The sequence below is a fragment of the Burkholderia anthina genome (assembly GCF_902498995.1).
Classification (GTDB): domain Bacteria; phylum Pseudomonadota; class Gammaproteobacteria; order Burkholderiales; family Burkholderiaceae; genus Burkholderia; species Burkholderia anthina.
The window spans coordinates 22,700-40,030 of record NZ_CABVLY010000005.1 but is presented as its reverse complement, the minus strand read 5'-3'; the positions used below and the strand labels follow the sequence as shown (position 1 = coordinate 40,030).

Genomic DNA, 17,331 nt, shown 5'->3' with positions numbered 1-17,331 from the left:
CCGCCTGCGCCACGGCGCGGGCGGCTGCGTAGAGACAGATTTGTGGGACTTGTGACATGACTCCTTTCGATACGAGCCTCGTACCCAACGGCGACATCCTGATCGGCGGCGAGTGGCGGCGCGGCCGTGGCGCGCCTTACGCGAGCATCTATCCAGCCGACCAGTCGCTGAACATGGAAGTATCGACGGCGAACGCGGAAGACGCGGCCGACGCCGTCGTGGCCGCCGACGCCGCGTGGCGTCGCGCCGACTGGGCCGGCCTCAAGCCGCATCAGCGCGCGCTGGTGCTGTACCGGATCGCCGACCTGATCATGCAGCGTCACGAGGCGCTCGCGAACCTGCAGCGCCGCGACAACGGCAAGCCGATCGGCGAGACGCGCGTGCTGGTGGCGAGCGCGGCGAACACGTTCCGTTATTTCGCGGCGTGCCTGGAAACACTCGACGAAGAACTGACGCCGTCGCGCGGCGATTACCTGACGATGAGCGTGCACGAGCCGATCGGCGTGATCGCGGCGATCACGCCGTGGAACTCGCCGATCGCCTCCGACGCGCAGAAGCTCGCGCCGGCGCTCGCCGGCGGCAACGCGGTGGTGCTCAAGCCGGCCGAAGTCACGCCGCTCGTGTCGCTCGCGCTGGCCCGCATCTGCGAGGAAGCCGGCGTGCCGAAGGGCGTGCTGAGCGTGCTGCCCGGCAAGGGTTCGGTGATCGGCGACGTACTGGTGCGCCATCCGCTCGTGAAGAAGGTGTCGTTTACCGGCGGCACCGAAGTGGGCCGCGGCATCGCGCGCATCGCGGCGGAAAAGCTGATGCCCGTGTCGCTGGAGCTCGGCGGCAAGTCGCCGACGATCGTGTTCGACGACGCGGATCTCGATCACGCGGTCAACGGCGTGCTGTACGGCATTTTCAGCTCGTCGGGCGAGGCGTGCATCGCCGGTTCGCGCCTGTTCGTGCACCGCGCGGTGTACGACACCTTCATGGAGCGGCTGGTGGCCGGCGCGCGCAAGCTGCGCGTGGGCGACCCGACGCGTCCCGACACGCAGATGGGCCCGCTGATCACCGCGAAGCATCGCGAATCGGTGGAGCGCTACGTCGCGCTCGGGCTGGAAGAGGGCGGCCGCCTGCTGTGCGGCGGCGAGCGGCCGTCGGGCGACGGGCGCGAGGACGGCTTCTTCTATCAGCCGACGATTCTGGAAGGCTTGCCGAACAGCGCACGCATCTGCCAGGAAGAAATCTTCGGGCCGGTGCTGGTCGCGATGCCGTTCGACGACGAAGCCTCGCTGATCGCGCAGGCGAACGACAGCGTGTTCGGTCTGGCCGCCGGCATCTGGACGCGCGACTACAAGCGCGCATGGCGCACCGCGCGGGCGCTGGAGACGGGCACCGTCTGGATCAACACGTACAAGCTGTTCTCGATCTCCACGCCGTTCTCGGGCTGGAAGGAGAGCGGGATGGGCCGCGAGAAAGGGCGTCTCGGCATCCGCGAGTACATGCAGCAGAAGAGCCTCTACTGGGGCTTGAACGACGCGCCGCTGCCGTGGGCAAACTGAGCGAAGGGGAATGACGCAATGAGCATCTTGGGTATCGAGCAGATCACGTACGGTGTCGACGACCTCGCGACGTGCCGGCGCTTTTTCGCCGACTGGGGCCTGAAGGAAGTCGCGCACGACGACACGCGCGCCCGTTTCGAGACGATGAACGGCTGCACCGTGCTGGTCGTCAAGGCAGACGATCCGTCGCTGCCGCCCGCGTTCGAGGCGGGCCCGACGCTGCGTGAAGTCACATGGGGCGTCGCGACGCAGCAGGAAGTCGACGCGCTGCGCACGAAGCTGGCCGGCCAGCCGGGCTATTACGCGCAGGACGATGCGGTCGGCTGCATCGATCCGAACGGCATGGCGATCCGCATCGAAGTGACGCGCAAGCGCGCACTCGACATCACGGGTTCGCCGTCGAACGTGTGGGGCCAGACGGCGCGGGTCGACCAGCCGAGCCCGATCTATGCACGCGCCGAGCCGGTCGAAGTCGGGCACGTGGTGTTCTTCACGAACTGCCTCGACACGCAGGAAAAGTTCTATCACGAGCTGCTCGGCTTCGAGACGTCGGATCGCTATCCGGGCCGCGGCGCGTTCATGCGCTGCGCGCCGCACGGCGGCCACCACGACCTGTTCCTGCTCGCGCTGCCCAATGGCAAGCGCGGCCTGAACCATGTCGCGTTCACCGTGCGCGACATCCACGAAGTGTTCGGTGGCGGCATGCACATCGACCGCTGCGGTTGGGAAACGCAGCTCGGCCCGGGTCGTCATCCGGTGTCGTCCGCGTACTTCTGGTACTTCCAGAATCCGGCCGGTGCGTTGATCGAGTACTACGCGGACGAAGACGTGCTGACGCCCGAATGGCAGCCGCGCGAATTCGAGCCGGGCCCGACCGTGTTCGCCGAATGGGCCGTCGACGGCGGCCTCGACGGCAACACGCGCCGGCAGAAGAACGCGAAGGCGCCGGAAGGCAAGTTCATGACGGAGCGCAAATCGTGAGCGAGGCAAACACGCAGGAACCGGCCGTGCCCGGCACGGTCGTCGTGATCGGCGGCGGCCAGGCCGCCGGCTGGGTGCTGAAGACGCTGCGCGCGGAAGGCTTCACGGGCCGTCTCGTGATGATCGCCGACGAGCCGCATCTGCCGTACGAGCGTCCGCCGCTGTCGAAGGCCGTGCTGGCCGGCGACGCCGACATCGAAACGGTGCGCGTCGTGCGTCCGGACGAATTCGACGCGCTGAACGTCGAGGCATGGCAGCCGGAGCGTGCGGCGTCGATCGACCGCGCGCGCCGCGTGGTGAAGACCGAAAGCGGCCGCGAAATCGAATACGACCGGCTCGTGATCGCGACCGGCGGCACGTCGCGCCACTTGCCCGATGCGATCGTCAACACGCCGAACCTGCATTACCTGCGCACGCTCGACGAAGCGGCCGCACTCGGCGAGAAGCTGCGCGCGAGCCGGCGCGTGCTGGTGATCGGCGGCGGCTGGATCGGCCTCGAAGTCGCGGCGACCGCGCGCAAGCTCGGCGTCGACGCGGTCGTCGTCGAAGGCGCGCCGCGTCTGTGCGGGCGTTCGGTGCCGCAGATCGTGTCGGACTTCCTGCTCGACCTGCATCGCGCGAACGGCGTCGACGTGCGGGTCGGCGCGGCGCTCGCGTCGCTCGACGCGCAGCCGGACGACGCATCGAAGGTGCGCGCGACGCTCGCCGACGGCACGACGATCGACGCCGATTTCGCGGTGGCCGGCATCGGCCTCGCGCTGAACGCGACGCTCGCGAGCGACGCCGGCCTGGCGATCGACGACGGCATCGTCGTCGACGAATTCGGTGCGACCAGCGACCCGGCGATCTTCGCGTGCGGCGACGTGGCGAACCATCACAACGGCTGGCTGAAGCGGCGCGTGCGGCTCGAATCGTGGGCGAACGCGCAGAACCAGGCGATCGCGGCGGCAAAGGCCGTGCTCGGCGTGCGTGCGCCGTATGCGGAGATTCCGTGGTTCTGGTCCGATCAGTACGACGTGAACCTGCAGATCCTCGGCGATCTGCCGGCCGACGCGCAGATCGTCGTGCGCGGCGATCTCGGCGCACGACGCGCGACGCTGTTTTTCGTGGGTGAAGGGCACGTGAGAGGTGTCATCGCCGTCAACAACGCACGCGAGCTGAAACTCGCGCGCAAGTGGATGAACCAGGGCCGGGCAGTGGATACGGAAGCCCTGGCAGACACGACCCAAGCGCTGGCCTGATCGGCCAACCCGGTGAAAAGATCCAGGAGACACCCCGCATGAGCACTTTCGACAACGTCGTGGCCGGCAGGGCCACGATGGAAGCTGCCGCCTCCACGCCCGGCGCGATCATCGCGCGGCTCGAGCGGCTTCCGGCCAACTCGATGCAGATCCGCGCGCGCGTGCTGATCGGCACCGCGACGTTCTTCGACGGCTTCGACGTGATCACGATCGCGGCGACGCTGCCGCTGCTGATTCACAAGTGGGGGCTGTCGCCGACGCAGATCGGCCTGTTGATCGCGTCCGGCGCGATCGGTCAGCTGATCGGCGCCTTCCTGTTTCCGGCGCTCGCGGAGAAGCACGGCCGCGTGAAGGCGATCGCATGGAGCTCGGCCGTGATCGGCGTCACCAGCATCGCGTGCGGCTTCGCGCCGACGTTCGAGATCTTCGTGCTGCTGCGGATCCTGCAGGGGCTCGGCCTCGGCGGCGAGTTGCCGGTGGCGGCGACGTACATCAACGAAATCACGCGCGCGCACGGCCGCGGCCGTTTCGTGCTGCTGTACGAAATCGTGTTCCCGATCGGCCTGCTGGTATCGATGGCGCTCGGCGCATGGCTCGTGCCGCGGTTCGGCTGGGAGATCATGTACTTCGTCGGCGGGCTGCCGCTGCTCCTCGCGCTGGTGCTCACGCATCTCGTGCCGGAATCGCCGCGCTGGCTCGCATCGCGCGGGCGGCTCGCGGAAGCCGGGCGTGCGGTGGGCGTGTTCGAGTCGGCGGTGCGCGGCGAACTGCCGCCCGTCACGCAGGCGGCCGCGTTCGACGAGATGGTGCGCCAGCACCCGAAGCGCCGCATGACCGACCTGTTCAGCGCCGCGTATCGCAAGCGCACGCTCGCGGTGGCGACGCTGTGGGCGACCTGCGGGTTCATCCAGTACGGGCTGTCCACGTGGCTGCCGACGATCTACAAGAACTTCTATCACGCGCCGCTGCAACTCGCGCTGAACCTCGCGGTGATCGGCTCGGTGATGGGCGTGTTCGGTTCGCTCGCATCCGCGCTGCTGGTCGACAAGCTCGGCCGCAAGCCGGTGATCGTGTGGTCGTTCGTGCTGTGTGCGCTGTCGCTGGCGTTGGCGGGCATCTATCACGCATCGTCGGTGTACGTCGTCGCGATCTTCTGCTCGCTGTCGCTCGGGCTGATGGCGTCGGGCTTCATCACCGCGTACGTCTATACGCCGGAACAGTATCCGACGAGCATCCGCGCGTCGGGCTGCGGGCTCGGCAGCGCGTGGCTGAAGGTCGCGTCGTTCGCGGCGCCGATGATCGTGCCGCACGCGATCATCGGCGGCAATCTCGCGCCGGCGTTCTACCTGATCGGCATCGTCCCGCTGATCGCGGCGGTGACCGTGCACTTCGTCGGGATCGAGACGAAGGGGAAGGTGCTCGAAGCGCTGGAAGCGTAAGCGCGGCCGGCAGCAACGGTCGACAGGGAAGGCCCGGACGATGTCCGGGCTTTTTTGCATTGGCGCGGATCGAGCGCGCGGGGCGGCGCGCATGCGCGGCTTGCGTGTTCTAATTCACGGTCCCGTTTTTTCTCCGGCCATCGCCATGCCCTTGTTCCAGCCCGTCACGCTGCATACACCGCGCCTCGTCTTGCGCCCGCTTCGCGAGACGGATGCGCACGCATTCTTCGACATCTGGTCGGATGGGGAAGCCATGCGCTATTTCTCGTTTGCACCGCTCACCGATCCGGCACAGGCTGCCGAGCGCGTCGCGCGCAATCTGACCACGACCGCCAGCGGCCAGGATCTGGTTTGCGTGCTCGAAGCGCGCGACACCGGTGATGTGCTCGGCGAATGCGTGCTGTTTCATGCGCACGCGCAATGCCGGCGCGCCGAGATCGGCTTCAGCCTGCGGCGCCGGTACTGGCGCGGCGGATATATGCGCGAGGCGGCTGCGGCCGTGCTCGAGCACGCGTTCGGCACGCTGCGCCTGAATCGCATCGAAGCCGACATCGATCCGCGCAACGTCGCGTCGGCCGCGTTGCTCGAAAAGCTCGGGTTCGTCAGGGAAGGCGTGCTGCGCGAACGCTGGATCGTCGGCGACGAAGTGTCGGACAGCGCGCTGTACGGGTTGCTCGCGAGCGATCCGCGCGGCTAATCCGGCCGGGCCGGGCCGGTCAGGTCGCGGCGGGAACGACGGCGAAGGCATCCACTTCGACCAGCACGTCCGGCCGGAACAGCGACGCGACGCCGACCAGCGCGCTCGCGGGCGGACACGCGGTATTGATCCAGCGATCGCGGACTTCGCGAATCTGCGGCAACAGGCTCGCATCGAAATCGCGGACGTAGAGCGTCAGCCGAGCGACCGATTCGAAGCCGACGCCCGCTGCGTAGAGCGTGGCCGCGATGTTCCGGAATACCTGGTCGAGCTGCATCGCGTGATCGGTGCCGACGACGTTGCCGTGGGCATCGAACGGTACGTGACCGGACAGATACAGCGGCTGCCCGCTTTCTACCCGGATCGCCTGCGAAATACCGGGAATCGTCGCGCCGGGGGGATTGATGGCTTGCAACATGGAATAGTCCTCTCGTGGGGGGCGGCCAATCGGGGTGAGGCCGCCGGGTTCGATTCGATGCACGGCCGCCGTGCGTGCGACACGCTCATGCTTGCGTGAGCCAGCCCTCGACCATGCCTTTTCCGCGCAGCATCGCGACCCATCGGTCCGGCAGCGCCTGCTCGCCATACAGCGCGCCGGCGAGGCTGCCCGCGATCGCCGCGGTCGTGTCCGTGTCGTTGCCGAGTGCGATCGCGCGCTTCACGCAGTCTTCGTAGCCTAGTGCAGACTAGACGAATCGCGTCCGCATGCCTAGCCAGCGCAACGCGTGCGGTGCGAACGAATGTCGCATCGGCGCCGTTGCGCGGTGGACTAGAGTCGAACGGTAGCGTGCATGACGATACCGGGAAGACGACGAACGATGGCCAAGAAATTTCCGCTGCATCCCGTACATCCGGAACGGATCTGCTGGGGATGCGACAACTACTGCCCGACGCACGCGATGCGTTGCGGCAACGGCTCCAGCCGCACCCAGCACCCGTGCGAACTGCTCGGCGACGACTGGTATCGATACGGCGACTGGGGCATCGAATGCACGGGCGATGAAACCGGAAAGGATGCCGCCGCGGCCGGCGGACAGTCGTAGCGACAAGTTGTCCCACCGCGCGCGTCGCGTTTCTTGATCTGCGTCACGGTGGCCGAATGCGTGCCGAAACATCATGAAAAAGATGCATGAGATACGCATCTTGAAGCGGGCGGGATGCCCGGCGGCGGGGAACAGGCATTCCGCCGCCGTTCGCGCCGACCCGCGCCCCCATGATCGAGAAAGGAGAGCACCGTGTTTTGCTATCAATGCGAACAGACCGACCGGACCGGCACGCGGCCCGGCTGCGCATCGGCGAAGGGCAACTGCGGCAAGGACGAGACGACGGCCGATCTGCAGGATCTGCTGATCCATGCGGTGAAGGGCATTGCGCAGTACGGCGCGATCGCGCGCACGCTCGGCGAGCCCGATCGCGAAGCCGACCGGTTCGTGCTGTACGCGATGTTCACCACGCTGACCAACGTGAATTTCCACGCGGCGCGCTTCGTTGCGCTGCTGCGTGAAGCGGCGCAGACGCGCGATCGCGTGAAGGCCGCCTGCGAAGCGCACGCACGCGCCGCGGGTTCGATCGTGCCGGTTCAGCACGGTCCGGCCGAATGGCAGCCGGCGGACGATCTTGCCGGCCTGCTGAAGCAGGCGGCGACCGTCGGCATCGAAGCGGGCCTCGACACGGTGGGCGCGGACATCGTCGGGCTGCGCGCACTGGTGCTGTACGGGTTGAAGGGCGTGTGCGCGTATGCGCATCATGCGCGCGTGCTCGGCTACGAGCGCGACGACATCTACGAAGGCGTCGAGGCGGCGCTGGCGTTTCTCGCCGCCGGACCCGACGACGTCAACGCGCTGCTCGCGCAGGCGCTCGATCTCGGCCGATTGAACCTGACGGTGATGGAACTGCTCGACAGCGCGAACACCGGCCGCTTCGGCGCGCAGCAGCCGAGCGCCGTGCGCGTGACGCCGGTGGCGGGCAAGGCGATCCTCGTGTCGGGCCACGATCTGGGCGATCTGCACGCATTGCTCGAACAGACGGCCGGCACCGGCATCCAGATCTATACGCACGGCGAAATGTTGCCGGCCCACGCCTATCCGACGCTCAAGGCCTTTGCGCATCTTGCCGGCAACTACGGCGGCGCGTGGCAGGACCAGCAGAGCGACTTCGCGCATTTCCCCGGGCCGATCCTGATGACGTCCAACTGCATCATCGAGCCGATGCCGCAATACCGGCAGCGGATCTTCACGACCGGGCCGGTTGGATGGCCGGGCGTGCGGCATCTCGAACATCAGGATTTCTCGATGCTGATCCGAGCCGCGCAGGCGTTGCCCGGGTTCCCGGCCACGGCGCCCGAGGAGACGATCACCGTCGGGTTCGGCCGGCATGCGGTGCTGGGCGTCGCGGACCAGGTGATCGATGCGGTGAAGGCCGGGCAGATCCGCCATTTCTTCCTGATCGGCGGCTGCGACGGCGCGGCGCCGGGGCGCAACTACTACACCGAGTTCGCCGAACAGGCGCCCGACGATACGGTCGTGATGACGCTCGGCTGCAACAAGTACCGCTTCAACCGGCACGCGTTCGGCGATATCGGCGGCATTCCGCGCCTGCTCGACGTCGGGCAGTGCAACGACAGCTATTCGGCGATCCGGATCGCGACGGCGCTCGCCGACGCATTCGAGTGCGGGGTGAACGACCTGCCGCTGTCGCTCGTCATCTCGTGGTTCGAACAGAAGGCGGCGGCCGTGTTGCTGACGCTGCTCGCGCTCGGGATTCGCAACGTCCGCCTCGGGCCGACGCTGCCGGCGTTCATCACGCCGGGCGTGCTCGCGGTGCTGGTCGAGCAGTTCGGAATCCAGCCGATCGGCGAGCCCGGCGCCGATCTTGCCGCGGCGCTGGCGCGCAACGCTGCGTGAGCGGGATCGTGCGATGAGTTACCGGATCGAGATCACCACGCGCGACGGCGAATCGTTCGATTTCGGCTGCGAACCCGGCGAGGATCTGCTCTCGGCGGCGGCGCAGGCCGACATCACGCTGCCGTCGCAGTGCCGGCGCGGCAGTTGCGGCGCGTGCCGGGCCAGCGTCGTCGACGGCTCGTACGAGATGCAGTCGCACAGCGCCGATGCGTTGCCGGCCGGCCAGCCCGGTGTGGTGCTGTTGTGCCGGACGACGCCGCTCGGCGATCTGCGGGTCGCCGCGCCGTACGACCGGACCAAGGTGCTGCTGCATCCGGTGCCCGTGCGTACCGCGCGGATCGCGGCGCTCGATCCGGTTGCGCACGACACGATGCGCGTCGAACTGCTGATCGAACCCGACGACGCGTTCGGCTCGGCGGCCGAGTTCGAAGCCGGCCAGTTCGCGGAGCTGGAGGTGCCGGGCAGCGACGTGCGCCGGCCGTATTCGCTCGCCAACACGAGCAACTGGGACGGGTGCCTCGAATTCCTGATCCGGCTGCGGCCGGACGGCTGGTTCTCGACCTACTTGCGCGAGCGCGCGCGGCCCGGCGATCCGCTGACCGTGCGCGTGCCGATGGGCGGATTCGGGCTGTTCGCGGATAGCCTGCGGCCGCGCTGGTTCGTCGCGGGCGGCACGGGGCTCGCGCCGGTCCTGTCGATGCTGCGACGCATGGCCGAGTATCAGGAGATGGGCGATGCGCGGCTGTTCTTCGGCGTCAACGACGAAAGCGAACTGTTCATGCTCGACGAACTGGAGCGATTGCGGCAGGCGTTGCCGTCGTTGCGGGTCGATCTGTGCATATGGCGGCCGAGGGCGGATTGGGCCGGTTTTCGCGGCACGCCGGTCGAGGCGTTGCGCGCGGCGCTCGCGCAGGATTCGGTGCTGCCGGATCTCTATGTGTGCGGGCCGCCGCCGCTGGTGGAGGGGGCGCGGGAAGTCGCTGTCGCGGCCGGCGTGCCGGATGCGCAGTTCGCGAGCGAGCGGTTCACCGTGTAAGCCGCGTGTCGCGCCTTGCGATGGCGCGGGCGCGGCGCCGGATCCGAAGGGCGGCTTGCCGGATCGTCTGGCCGAACGTACTCTTTGTCGAAACCCCGGCCCGCCAGCAGGTTATCGACCATGCAAGCCCATCCTCTGCGTCTTTCTCCCGGCGACGATCTGCGCGCGTCGATCGAGCATGCGTTGCGCGGGCTCGACGCGCACGCGGCCTTCGTCATCCAGGGCATCGGCAGCCTGAACGTCGCGCAGTTGCGTTTTGCCGGCGTGGACGCGCCGGCCGAACTGCGCGGTGATCTCGAGATCCTGACGCTCGCCGGTTCGGTATCGCCGGACGGCGCACACCTGCATATGTCGGTGTCGGATGCGCAAGGTCGCGTATCGGGCGGGCATGTCGCGAACGGCTGCGTGGTCCGCACGACTGCCGAGATACTGCTCGTATTGTTGCCCGCGCATCGTTTTTCCCGCGAGCCCGATGCCGGCACCGGGTTCAACGAACTGGTGATTCGTCCGGAGGCGGGCTGAGCGGGCGCGAACTGTCAGGAAAGCAGACTTGTTCAGCGCGTGCGGAAGGAGAGGGGGCGTGCGCCGCGCGCACAAGAACGACGGCGGCCCGGGTGCCGGGCGACACGTATCTGCCGATATGGCTATGACCGGCGCGTGCCTGACGTGCTGCCGTCGCTGCTCACGTGCCGCGGTGCGCGCCCATTCGACGGCGCGCTGGCGCACCCCGCCCGGCGGCGGTTGCGGCGGTGCACAACGGGAAAACAGCGACGCGGGCTGACTGCGACGGGCTTCGGTTATCCGGTTCGATGCGGACGCAACCGACTCGGCTGTCGTTTTGCGTCAGCGGGACGCCATCGCGACATCCGGCGCACCGCGCCCGGTCACCAGGCAGCCGGACATGAAGGCCTCGCTCTGGCTGCCGGCCGCCGCGTTGCCGAAGCCCCGGCTAAGCGCGTCGTACTTGACCTGTTCCGCAGCCTGCGAGCACGCCAGCGGGCTCGCGTCGCGGCCTTGCGCGTGCAGCATTGCACGGTCGCCGATCAGATAAACCAGCAGCGCGAAAAAAACGACGTGTACGGTTCGTCTCATGGTTCGTCTCCTAGTGGCTCAAGCGTAACGCGGACCGGTTCGAAGAAACACTTGGGGGTTCCCCCGGTAAACGTCTGCTGAAACGCTCACCAGCAGCGAGGGATCGCGTCCCATTTTGTGGCGTTCCGCGCGGGAAAAACAGGGGGGTGGCGACGCGACAGGCGCGCGATTGACGCGAATTTGACGAATATCAGAGTACGGACGGGGCGCGACGGTCGAGCCGCCGGTCAAAGCGATAGCATGAATGCATGTTTTAACGGAATGCGATGAGCGGCGAGCGATGAGCGCATCGGTTCCTGGCGAAGCCGCTACGTATTGAACATCGCTATCGAAATAGTGAGGAATCCAAATGCTTAACGTGTCTTCCGTGCTGATCAGCCTGGCGCCGCTGTGGGCAATCCTGCTGGTGGCGTCGTCCGCGGCGACCTATCTGGTGTTCTGGCGCAAGGCGATCAAGTAAGCGCAGAGCGAAACGAATCGCGCTGTTGTTGCGCGCTTCGATTTCGCGTCCGTTCAGGCCGGAAAATCGGCGCTTCAACGTCGCTTCAGCCGCGATGCCGCGCAACGCGCGTCGCGACGAACCCGCGACGCAAGGCGGGCGCGCCGTTCATTGCACAGCCGTCACCGGCACATTCGAGATCCGCACGAGCCGTGCCATCATGCTGCGCCGGAACATCGACAGCAGCGTGTGAAACGGATCGTGCCGCGGCGCGACGACGACGATTTCGTCGCATCCGGTTGCGGCCGCAACGGTCGCGATCGTGTCGGCCACCGGCCCGACCTTCTTCACGACGTTGTAGCGCACGCCGGCTTCCCGCAGGATCTGCTCGGCCATCGCCAGATCGTCACACGCGAATTTCTCCTCGATCGAGCGCAGCCGCGACAGCGGGTGAAAGGCCTCGAGCCGCGTCGCCTCGAGCGGCGCCTGTACGTTGATCAGCACGATCTCCGACGCGCAGCGTTCGCGGTACAGGAACGTCGCGTGACGGACTGCCTGAAGCGAGCGGGGCGAGTGACCGACGGGAACCAGCAGCTTGAGCATGGAAAATGCCCCGGAATCGAGATGTTTCCAGCGTAGCGGGGCGCCGGATCGCGCCATCTAAAGAGATCGGGCGGCCGCGTAAAAATGTCGTCAACGTCCCGCCGTGTTGGGCGGCGCCTATTAGAAATATAAGAAATTTAAGTTTATGCGCATAAACGTTTTCATCGGCAGGCCGGCGCGAACGGCCGCGCGATGGGGTCATCCGACCCAGCGGCGTGCCGCATCGATTTAGTCGGATCCTCAATGAATCGCGACGGAAAATATCGGAGGTCGCCCGTCCGGCGTCGCGTAGAGTAGAGCATCATCGGCCGCGGCGCGGCCCGTTCCGGCCACCGGGGCGGACTGCCGCCGTCACGCGGCCCGCCTACCATTCCGATTTCAGGAGACCCCGCATGCCGCACGGCGCCCCGCAGCTTCTCGCTCCCGCCTCCATCACCGTCGACCCGATCGTGCGCCTGTCGGCCGGCGAACTCGCGTCGGCGATCCGCAGCAAGGCGGTGTCCTGCGTCGAGACGATGCGCGCGTATCTCGATCACGTCGAGCGCGTGAACGGCGCGGTGAATGCACTGATTTCGCTGCGCGATCGCGACACGTTGCTCGCCGAAGCCGCCGAAAAGGACGCCGCGCTCGCACGTGGCGAATATCACGGCTGGCTGCACGGGATGCCGCAGGCGCCGAAGGATCTCGCGATGACGAAGGGGCTGCGTACGACCTACGGTTCGCCGATCTTTCGCGATAACGTGCCGCAGGCGGATTCGGTCGGCGTCGGACGGATGCGCGCGGCCGGCGCGATCTTCATCGGCAAGACCAATACGCCGGAGTTCGGTCTCGGCTCGCATACGTTCAACGAAATCCACGGCGCGACGCGCAATCCGTACGACCTGACGAAGAGCGCCGGCGGCAGCAGCGGCGGCACGGCGGCGGCGCTGGCAGCGCGGATGCTGCCGGTCGCGGACGGCAGCGACTTCGGCGGCTCGCTGCGCAATCCGGCCGCGTTCTGCAACATCTACGGTTTCCGCCCGTCGCAGGGCCGCGTGCCGCGCTGGCCGGGCGTCGACGTGTACATGCAGCAGCTCGGCATCGAAGGGCCGATGGGCCGCACGGTCAGCGACGTCGCGCAACTGCTGTCGATCCAGGCCGGCTACGATCCGAACGATCCGCTGTCGCTCGCGGAGGATCCGGCCGTGTTCGCGAAGCCGCTCGACAAGGATCTGCGCGGCGAGCGCATCGCATGGGTCGGCGACTGGAACGGCTATCTGGCGACCGAGCCCGGCGTGCTCGCGCAGTGCGAAAAGGGCCTGGCGACGCTGCGCGAGATCGGCTGCGACGTCGATGCCGCGCTGCCGGCGTTCGCGCCCGACCGGATCTGGCGCCTGTGGCTCGCGCATCGGCACCTGCTGTCCGGCGGCGGGCTGCTCGCGCACTATCGCGACCCGGCGCGGCGCGCGCTGTTGAAGCCCGAGGCGATCTACGAGGTCGAAGGGCTGCTCGCGATGCAGGGCGCGGCGGTGTTCGACGCGAGCATCGAGCGCACCGCGTGGCATCAGGCCGTGCTGAGTTTCTTCGACCGCTACGACTTCATCGCCGCGCCGACCGCGCAGGTGTTCCCGTTCGACGTCGAGCAGCGCTGGCCGACGGAGATCGCGGGCCGCGCGATGGATACGTACCACCGCTGGATGGAAACGGTCGTGCCGTGGACGCTGGCCGGCTGCCCGGTGATCAGCGTGCCGGTCGGTTTCAACGACGCGGGGCTGCCGATGGGGATGCAGCTGATCGGCCGGCCGCGCGCGGATCTCGCGGTGCTGCAGCTCGCGCGCGGCTACGAGCGGGCGGCCGACTGGGTCGGCCAGCGCGTGCCGGGCTGGATGGCCGCCTGACGCGCGACGCGACGGGCCGGTCGACAAAGGGCGGTGGGCGCGCACCAGAAAACGCGCATCGCGCCGTCAATTGCCGAAACCCGAAACACGCCATATTGATGCGGCAAAGGAACGAATCGCGCGGCGTGCTTGATATCGCGCAGCCGGTCCGGATGAATGCGCGCCGCGAGGCAATGCGGCGGCGGAATTGCAAGCGGCCCTGACAGGCGATTTCGTTTCGATGTGTTTCAGACGTTGCGGCGGTGTGCGACGCGCTTCGAAAATGTCGGCCTCAATCATTCCGGCACGAGGGAAACACATGGAGCACATTCGCGCGACGGGCAAGCGCCTGGTAGCGGCGGGCATCGCATTCGGCATCCTGCTTGGCGTGAACGGCACCGCGCATGCGCAACTCGACCTGCAGTCGATCGGATCGTCGCTGCTCGGCGGCGGGCAGCAACAGGCCGCGCCCGCGCAGGGCGGCGTCGCGCAATTGATGCAGGCGTACGTCGGCGCGAACCGGCAGGTGCTGGCCGGCCAGTCGTCGCTCGCATCGGCGATGGGCATGACCGGCGCGGCCGGGCAGGCGCAGCAGGCTGCCGGCCTGCTGGGCGACGGCAACGCATTGACGCCGGCCGCGCTGTCGCAGATGGGCGGCGCGCAGCAGTCGGTGTCGCAGGCGCTCGGCCAGGCCTTCGCGAGCGGCGGCGCGACGCAAGGCCCGGTCGACAAGCAGGCATTCAGCAGCGGCCTCGCGTCGCTCGGCCAGGGCCTCACGCAGTATTCGCAACTGCAGTCCGGGCTCGGCAATCTCGGTTCGACGAGCGCCGCGTCGCTGCTGCAGTCGGGCCTGAACCCGCAGAACATGCAGGCCGCGTCGTATATCGCGCAAAGCGCGCCGGGCCAGCTGCAGTCGCTCACGTCGACGCTCAGCCAGGCCGTGCAGTTCGCGACGAGCCAGGGCATTTCGGTGCCGTCGGTCGCATCGTCCGCGCTGAAGCTGCTGCCGTAACGAAACCGCATACCGTGCGCGACGCGGTGCCGGCGTCGCGCGCGGCTCGCCAGCATGGCCCCGCGTAACATGGGGGTTTCGCTCGATGCTATCGTGGCGTGTCCCCTGTTATCGGTGCCGGTTCATGACTGACTCGTTCGACCTCCCGCGCTACTTCGCCCGCATCGGCTACGACGGCCCGGCCGAGCCGACGCTCGACGTGCTGCGCCGACTGCATTTGCTGCACCCGCAGGCGATCCCGTTCGAAAACCTCAATCCGCTGACGGGTGCGCGCGTCGCGCTGGACCTGCCCGCGATCGTCGACAAGGTGGTCGGGCACCGCCGCGGCGGCTACTGCTTCGAACTCAACAAGCTGTTCCATACCGCGCTCACGACGATCGGCTTTCGCGTGACGCCGCTGATCGCGCGCGTGCGCTGGATGCGGCCGCCGGAGGCCGTCACCGCGCAAACGCACATGCTGCTGCGCATCGATCTCGACGGCGCGACCTGGCTCGCGGACATCGGCTTCGGCAGCGCGACGCTGACCGCGCCGCTGCGCTTCGTGCCGGGCGAACGGCAGTCGACGCCGCACGGTGCGTTTCGCGTCGTGGATGCGCCGGTCGACGGCGAGTTCGACATGCAGTTCGAGATTCCCGACGGCTGGCAGACCACCTACCGCTTTTCGCTGAAGCCGGCCGAGTGGATCGATTACGAGGCCGCGAACTGGTTCACGTCGACGTATCCCGACTCGATCTTCGTGAACGACCTGATCGCGTGCCGCGTGCTGCCGGACGGCCGCGCGGCGCTGTTCAACACCGCGCTGACGGTGCGCGACGCGGCGGGCGCGGGACGCACGACGACGTTCGACGATGCGGCCGGGTGGGGCGCGTGCCTGCGCGACACGATCGGCATCGATACGGCCGGCTTCGATCTCGACGCGCTGTTCGCACGGGTGGCGGCGCGCGCGGCCAGCATGTGAGCGCCCGGCGGTGCGGCGCCGGCGCGGGAATGCGCGTCGTCCGTCGTGCCGCTGCGGTGGCGGGTTCCGGATGCCGTGTTTGACATTTGCTAGATTGCTAGCATACTAGTTCCCATGACCGACGAAGAAGTGAAGCAATTCAACGTGTACCTGCCGCTGAGCCTGATCCGGCAGGTCAAGCATCGCGCCATCGAAACGGAGCAGTCGCTGTCCGCGCTGGTGGCCGACGCTTTGCGCGCGTATCTGGCCGCGGCACAGCCGCCGGCCGGCCCGTCCACCAAGGAGAATTGACATGTCATCCGAGCGAATCGAAGCCGTGTTCCTGACGACGCACAACTGGGGCAAATCGGCGAGGTTCTTCCAGGCGCTGGGCTTTACGCTGGAATTCGAAACCGATCACCACTCGGGCCAGCTGAGAAGCGGCGACGGCCCGTATCTGTTCATCGCCGAAGTGCCGCCGAGCGAGCCCCCCGACATGCAGGTCGTGCTGAAGGTGCCCGACGAGCAGGCGGTTCGCCCGCAGCCGATCGTCGACGTGGTCACGCCGTTCGAGGACACGCACTGGGGCACGCGCGACATGACCGTGCGCGATCCGGACGGCCGCGTCTGGCGCCTGCAGGCGCCGGGCAAGCCGAACGCGTGAGGGCATGGCGATGACCGACACGCACCACGACGCGCCGGACGCCCCCGACAGCACCGCCGCGCGCGTCGCGCTGTGGCGTGCGCTGCACGTCGAACTCGATGCGCCGCCGCACGTGCTTGCCGACGAAGTCGGCCTGCGCCTGCTCGCACCGGCGCCGGGCTGGCAGCAGCGCGGCGACATGGACCCGCAGTTCACGCGGCCGTTTCGCGCGTCGATCGTCGCGCGGGCGCGCTTCATCGAGGATCTCGTCGTCGAGCAGGCCGCGCGGGGCGTGAGCCAGTACGTGATCCTCGGCGCGGGCCTCGACAGTTTCGTGCAGCGCCGGCCCGAGATGGCGTCGCGCGTCACCGTATTCGAGGTCGATCCGCCGGCGCCGCAGGCATGGAAGCGCCGCCGCCTGACCGAGACCGGTTTCGGCGTGCCGGACTGGCTGCGGTTCGTGCCGGTCGATTTCGAAGCGAGGCAATCGTGGCGCGACGCGCTCGTGCGCGCTGGCTTCGATGCGGGCAAGCCGGCGGTCGTGGTGTCCACCGGCGTGAGCATGTACCTGACGCGCGAAGCGAACGCGGCCGCGATGCGCGAAGTCGCGTCGCTCGCGCCGGGCTCGACGTTCGCGATGACGTTCCTGCTGCCGCTCGAGCATGCCGATCCGGACGTGCGCCCGGGCCTCGAAATGGCCGCGAAGGGCGCGCGCGCCAGCGGCACGCCGTTCATCAGCTTCTTCATGCCCGAGGAAATCCGCGCGCTCGCGATGCAAGCCGGTTTCGCGCAGGCCGACCACGTGTCGGCCGCGGCGCTCACGCGCCGCTACTTCGCCGATCGCACCGACGGCCTGCACCCGCCGAGCAACGCGGAAGCGCTGCTCGTCGCGACGGTGTAGCGCC

At 68.0% G+C, this 17,331-nt stretch carries 19 protein-coding genes; 15 read left to right on the top strand and 4 right to left on the bottom strand.

The window, feature by feature from the left end; all coding sequences use genetic code 11:
• Positions 1-56 precede the first annotated feature (56 nt).
• The 5 genes from BME24068_RS08700 to BME24068_RS08680 all read left to right on the top strand — a co-directional run bounded on the left by BME24068_RS08700 (position 57) and on the right by BME24068_RS08680 (position 5,905).
• Positions 57-1,547 (top strand): aldehyde dehydrogenase, encoded by a 1,491-nt coding sequence (locus BME24068_RS08700; protein ID WP_096501124.1) that lies wholly within the window; start codon positions 57-59, stop codon positions 1,545-1,547.
• Positions 1,548-1,565: 18 nt separating this feature from the next.
• Entirely contained in the window at positions 1,566-2,528 is a 963-nt protein-coding gene (locus tag BME24068_RS08695) for a VOC family protein (RefSeq protein WP_174925804.1), read from the top strand.
• Complete coding sequence (locus BME24068_RS08690) at positions 2,525-3,769, top strand: NAD(P)/FAD-dependent oxidoreductase (protein ID WP_174925803.1); 1,245 nt, start codon at positions 2,525-2,527, stop codon at positions 3,767-3,769. The genes BME24068_RS08695 and BME24068_RS08690 overlap by 4 nt, the downstream gene beginning before the upstream one ends.
• Positions 3,770-3,807: 38 nt before the next feature.
• Positions 3,808-5,208 carry an MFS transporter gene (locus tag BME24068_RS08685; protein WP_174925802.1) on the top strand — a complete coding sequence of 467 codons (1,401 nt, stop codon included), beginning with the start codon at positions 3,808-3,810 and terminating at the stop codon, positions 5,206-5,208.
• A 145-nt stretch (positions 5,209-5,353) separates the two neighbouring features.
• Positions 5,354-5,905: a GNAT family N-acetyltransferase gene (locus BME24068_RS08680; protein ID WP_096501116.1), complete on the top strand. Its 552-nt coding sequence runs from the start codon at positions 5,354-5,356 to the stop codon at positions 5,903-5,905.
• Positions 5,906-5,924: 19 nt separating this feature from the next.
• On the opposite strand, the gene BME24068_RS08675 is transcribed toward BME24068_RS08680, so the two are convergent.
• Both BME24068_RS08675 and BME24068_RS08670 read right to left on the bottom strand, forming a co-directional pair.
• Positions 5,925-6,323: a RidA family protein gene (locus tag BME24068_RS08675; protein ID WP_096501114.1), complete on the bottom strand. Its 399-nt coding sequence runs from the start codon at positions 6,321-6,323 to the stop codon at positions 5,925-5,927.
• 85 nt (positions 6,324-6,408) lie between these two features.
• Positions 6,409-6,567: an ADP-ribosylglycohydrolase family protein gene (locus tag BME24068_RS08670; protein WP_244110687.1), complete on the bottom strand. Its 159-nt coding sequence runs from the start codon at positions 6,565-6,567 to the stop codon at positions 6,409-6,411.
• A 156-nt stretch (positions 6,568-6,723) separates the two neighbouring features.
• On the opposite strand from BME24068_RS08670, the gene BME24068_RS08665 reads away from it, so the two are divergent.
• The 4 genes from BME24068_RS08665 (at position 6,724) to BME24068_RS08650 (ending at position 10,366) form a co-directional block, all read left to right on the top strand.
• Positions 6,724-6,948 carry a DUF3079 domain-containing protein gene (locus BME24068_RS08665; protein WP_096501112.1) on the top strand — a complete coding sequence of 75 codons (225 nt, stop codon included), beginning with the start codon at positions 6,724-6,726 and terminating at the stop codon, positions 6,946-6,948.
• 192 nt (positions 6,949-7,140) lie between these two features.
• The gene (gene hcp, locus BME24068_RS08660; protein WP_174925801.1) at positions 7,141-8,808 is read left to right on the top strand and encodes a hydroxylamine reductase; all 1,668 of its coding nucleotides are present in this window, start codon (positions 7,141-7,143) and stop codon (positions 8,806-8,808) included.
• 13 nt (positions 8,809-8,821) lie between these two features.
• Positions 8,822-9,844, top strand: coding sequence for a 2Fe-2S iron-sulfur cluster-binding protein (locus BME24068_RS08655; protein ID WP_174925800.1), 1,023 nt, complete (start codon positions 8,822-8,824; stop codon positions 9,842-9,844).
• Positions 9,845-9,964: 120 nt separating this feature from the next.
• Positions 9,965-10,366: a PPC domain-containing DNA-binding protein gene (locus BME24068_RS08650; protein WP_174925799.1), complete on the top strand. Its 402-nt coding sequence runs from the start codon at positions 9,965-9,967 to the stop codon at positions 10,364-10,366.
• Between the two features lie 321 nt (positions 10,367-10,687).
• On the opposite strand, the gene BME24068_RS08645 is transcribed toward BME24068_RS08650, so the two are convergent.
• Together BME24068_RS08645 and BME24068_RS08640 are read right to left on the bottom strand one after the other, a co-directional pair.
• Positions 10,688-10,936: an adhesin gene (locus BME24068_RS08645; RefSeq protein WP_096501107.1), complete on the bottom strand. Its 249-nt coding sequence runs from the start codon at positions 10,934-10,936 to the stop codon at positions 10,688-10,690.
• A gap of 607 nt (positions 10,937-11,543) precedes the next feature.
• On the bottom strand, positions 11,544-11,978 hold the full coding sequence (locus BME24068_RS08640; protein WP_174925798.1) for a universal stress protein: 435 nt from the start codon (positions 11,976-11,978) through the stop codon (positions 11,544-11,546).
• 392 nt (positions 11,979-12,370) lie between these two features.
• Between BME24068_RS08640 and BME24068_RS08635 the strand changes: the two genes are divergently transcribed.
• The 6 genes from BME24068_RS08635 to BME24068_RS08610 all read left to right on the top strand — a co-directional run bounded on the left by BME24068_RS08635 (position 12,371) and on the right by BME24068_RS08610 (position 17,327).
• The gene (locus tag BME24068_RS08635; protein ID WP_174925797.1) at positions 12,371-13,855 is read left to right on the top strand and encodes an amidase; all 1,485 of its coding nucleotides are present in this window, start codon (positions 12,371-12,373) and stop codon (positions 13,853-13,855) included.
• A 298-nt stretch (positions 13,856-14,153) separates the two neighbouring features.
• Positions 14,154-14,846 carry a hypothetical protein gene (locus tag BME24068_RS08630; protein WP_174925796.1) on the top strand — a complete coding sequence of 231 codons (693 nt, stop codon included), beginning with the start codon at positions 14,154-14,156 and terminating at the stop codon, positions 14,844-14,846.
• A gap of 124 nt (positions 14,847-14,970) precedes the next feature.
• A complete protein-coding gene (locus tag BME24068_RS08625; protein WP_174925795.1) occupies positions 14,971-15,804 on the top strand; it encodes an arylamine N-acetyltransferase family protein in 834 nt (277 codons plus the stop codon).
• Positions 15,805-15,918: 114 nt separating this feature from the next.
• Entirely contained in the window at positions 15,919-16,095 is a 177-nt protein-coding gene (locus tag BME24068_RS08620) for a ribbon-helix-helix domain-containing protein (protein WP_174925794.1), read from the top strand.
• Position 16,096: 1 nt separating this feature from the next.
• Positions 16,097-16,447, top strand: a complete 351-nt coding sequence (locus BME24068_RS08615; RefSeq protein ID WP_174925793.1) for a VOC family protein — start codon at positions 16,097-16,099, stop codon at positions 16,445-16,447.
• Between the two features lie 10 nt (positions 16,448-16,457).
• Positions 16,458-17,327: a class I SAM-dependent methyltransferase gene (locus BME24068_RS08610; RefSeq protein ID WP_174925936.1), complete on the top strand. Its 870-nt coding sequence runs from the start codon at positions 16,458-16,460 to the stop codon at positions 17,325-17,327.
• The last annotated feature ends 4 nt before the right edge of the window (positions 17,328-17,331 follow it).